We start from the raw sequence: 3,307 nt of genomic DNA on the forward strand, positions 1-3,307 counted from the left end.
GCTTTGTTTCCGCCTGCCAGGATGCGCCCGCTCTGGGGGAAACCCCAATGCGGCGAGCTGAAGAACTGCCCCTGTGGGTAATACAAGCTCGCGGCTTCGATGGGTAGGAAGGTGCCGATCTGCACACGCTTCGTGGCGGCATCAGCCGTAGCTTCAAACTTCTGCGCCCCGAGGCTGACGATGGTGAAGACCGCATCAGCGACGACTTGAGCATCCACCGTAGCGGCGCGGAGTTGGTGTTTCACGACGGCTTCTTTGTCCTCGGCATAGAGCGCCTGGATGATTGGCACGGTGGTGGTGCGTGCATTGAGAATGCCTTCATGCAGGCGGTGCATCAGCCGCCACGAGGCTTCATCCACGGTGGTGCCGAGCAGCGTGGGCTGGTAACCTGCGATGCTCACGGTGAAGTCGCCGTTTTCGATGGGGCCGTGCATGAGCTGGCCCTTCATCGGATCAGTCGGCGGCATGAACTGCTGGAGCAGCGTGAACATGTTGTCGCCCGGAACGGTGTGCGACGGGCTGCCGTAGTCTTCGAGCGTGTGGCAGATCGTGCCCATGTAGCGCGCGGCGTCGCCTGACTTGCCATCACGTAGCGCAGTCACGGCCTTGTTCATGAAATAGCGGAGCACTTCGAGGTATTCCGCCTGCTGCGTGGGCAGGTGCAGGATCTTCAAATACACCTCGTTGGGCACTGACTCCATCTTGGCAAACCTGGCGTTCTCCTTGTCCGTGAAAACGTTATCAGGGATCATGCAGTAGCTGTCGCCGAGCTTCGCGAATTCAGCACCGAGCACTGCTTTCTGCCATGCAGGCAACACCTCCAGCGCGCCTCGTGTGATGGCGTGGTGGGGCTGTCCCCAGCCGAATGCGGGAACAACAGGCATCAGCGAGAGAAAGGCGGCGATGTGGAGCAGTTTCATGAGAAGGAATGGATGCGGCGAGGATGGCATGGAGAGACATCCATTGCGAAAACTACATCGCTCGGCGCGTAGGTTTGAGGCAATGCCAAAGAAAGCCCTCACTTCTGCTTGGATGATTGCGATGCTCGCTGGAACGGGCTTCGCCGTCGAATCGTCGCGCCCACTCAGCTTTGTGCATGACGTGCAACCCATCCTGACGAAGGCGGGATGTAATGCAGGCGTGTGCCATGCCAAGGCGATCACGGGTCAGCGCGGGTTTCGTCTCAGCGTGCTCGGTTTTGAGCCGGAAGAAGATTATGAGGCCATCGTGAAGCAGGGCAAAGGTCGCCGCGTGTTTCCGCCTGCACCGGAGGAAAGCCTGCTCATCACCAAGGGTGCCGCCCTCGTGCCGCACACGGGTGGAAAGAAGCTGGAGCCAGGTTCGGAGGAATATAAGACAGTCGTGCGCTGGATCGCCGAAGGGATGCCGTATGCACAGAAAAATGAGCCAACTCTCAATGACATCGTCGTGGAGCCAGCTTGTGCGACTTTGAAGGTCAAGACCACGCAGCAGCTCAAGGTCACGGCACGCTACTCCGATGGCAGCAGCCGCGATGTGACGAAGCTGGCGCTTTTTGAAGCCAATGACCGCGCCATGGCCGAAGCGAGCGAACTAGGTCTTGTGAAGACGCTCGATATTCCGGGCAACGTTGCCGTGATGGTGCGCTTTGGCGGCAAGGTTTCGGTTTGCAGCGTGTCGGTGCCGCTGGGCGCTCCGGTTGATTCGTTGCCGCCGGTGAAGAATTTCATCGACCAGCATGTCTTCGCGAACTTGAAGCAGATCGGCGTGCCGCCATCGCCGATTTGCGATGACTCCAGCTTCCTGCGCCGCATCTCGCTCGACATCGCCGGTCGGCTGCCGACCTCGGAGGAAACCAAAGCCTTCCTCGCGAGCCAGGAGCTCGACAAACGCGACCGCGCCATCGAGGCACTGCTCACTTCGCCCGATTACGCCGACTACTTCGCGAACAAATGGACCTCGCTGCTCAAAAACCAGCGCACTGAGGCAGCCGACATCACCGCGAACTTCGCCTTCCATGCCTGGATGCGCGACAGCCTGCTCGCGAACACGAAGTATGACCAAATCGTTCGCCAGATCCTCGCTTCGACTGGCACCATCGTTTCCAATCCTCCTGTGGCCTGGTACAAGCGAGTCAAGGAGCCGAATGTGCAACTCGAAGACGTGGCGCAGCTCTTCCTCGGCGTGCGCATGCAGTGTGCGCAGTGCCATCATCATCCCTTCGAGCGCTGGACGCAGGGGGAGTATTATCACCTCGCCGCGTTCTTCAGCCAGATCGGTCGCAAACCGACTGCCATCGCCGGTGAAGACCTCATTTTCCACAAGCGCGGTGTGGCGCAGACCGAGCATCGCAAGACACGCGTCATGCTGAAGCCAGCCGGTCTTGGCGAGCCTGAAATGGAAATCGCGCCCGACGACGATCCGCGTCTCGCGCTGGTCGATTGGATGAGCAAGAAAGACAATCCCTTCTTCGCCAAGTCGCTCGTGAACCGCTACTGGAAACACTTCTTCAAACGCGGCCTCGTGGAGCCCGAAGACGATCTGCGCGACACGAATCCGCCGACGAATCCTGATTTATTCGAGGCGCTGGCCAAGAGCTTCACTGACAGCGGCTACGATTTGAAATCGCTCGTTCGCACCATCACGCAGAGCCACACCTACCAACTCAGCTCGACGCCTAACGAGCACAATGCGGTGGATCGCCAGGCCTTCTCCCACTTCTACCCGAAACGCATGACCGCCGAGGTGCTGCTCGACAGCATCGACATGGTCACCGGCTCCAAGACGGACTTCGCCGACCTTCCGGCTGGAACTCGGGCCATCTCTCTGCCTGACAACAGCTACACCCGCGCCTCGCCGTTCCTCAAAGTCTTTGGCCGCCCCGACAACACAAGCGTGTGCGAATGCGAGCGCGTCTCATCCGCCAGCCTCGCGCAGAGCCTGCACCTCATGAATGCCGCCGACGTGAAGGCCAAGCTCACCGCCAGCGGTGGCCGCGCCGAAATGCTCACCAAGGCCGAGATGCCCGAGCCCAAACGCATCCGCGAACTCTACCTCGCCGCCTTCTCCCGCGAACCTGCCGCCGACGAAATCCGCATCGCTGAAACACACCTGCTGAAACCTCGCAACGACGCCACCGGCAAGCCGCTCGATTCTCAGCGTGCGAAACGCAACGGCTACGAAGACCTGCTCTGGGCGCTGCTGAATACGAAGGAGTTCCTCTACAATCATTGAGAAAGCGCTTGGTGGAAAGAGGTGCTGCCGTAGCATTCGCGCATGCGTTCCCACACCACCAAAGACCGGATTGATCAGCTCATGCGCCACATGG

At 59.9% G+C, this 3,307-nt stretch carries 2 protein-coding genes; one reads left to right on the forward strand and one right to left on the reverse strand.

What is annotated here, in order from left to right; translation table 11 throughout:
- Positions 1-920 (reverse strand): hypothetical protein (locus tag ACKVY0_RS04835; RefSeq protein WP_409213661.1); only part of this gene is annotated, 920 nt, incomplete at its 3' end.
- Positions 921-1,002: 82 nt separating this feature from the next.
- Here ACKVY0_RS04835 and ACKVY0_RS04840 point away from each other — a divergent pair.
- Positions 1,003-3,213, forward strand: coding sequence for a DUF1549 and DUF1553 domain-containing protein (locus ACKVY0_RS04840; protein ID WP_409213662.1), 2,211 nt, complete (start codon positions 1,003-1,005; stop codon positions 3,211-3,213).
- Positions 3,214-3,307 lie beyond the last annotated feature (94 nt).

Source organism: Prosthecobacter sp. (assembly GCF_046154365.1).
Classification (GTDB): Bacteria; Verrucomicrobiota; Verrucomicrobiia; order Verrucomicrobiales; family Verrucomicrobiaceae; genus Prosthecobacter.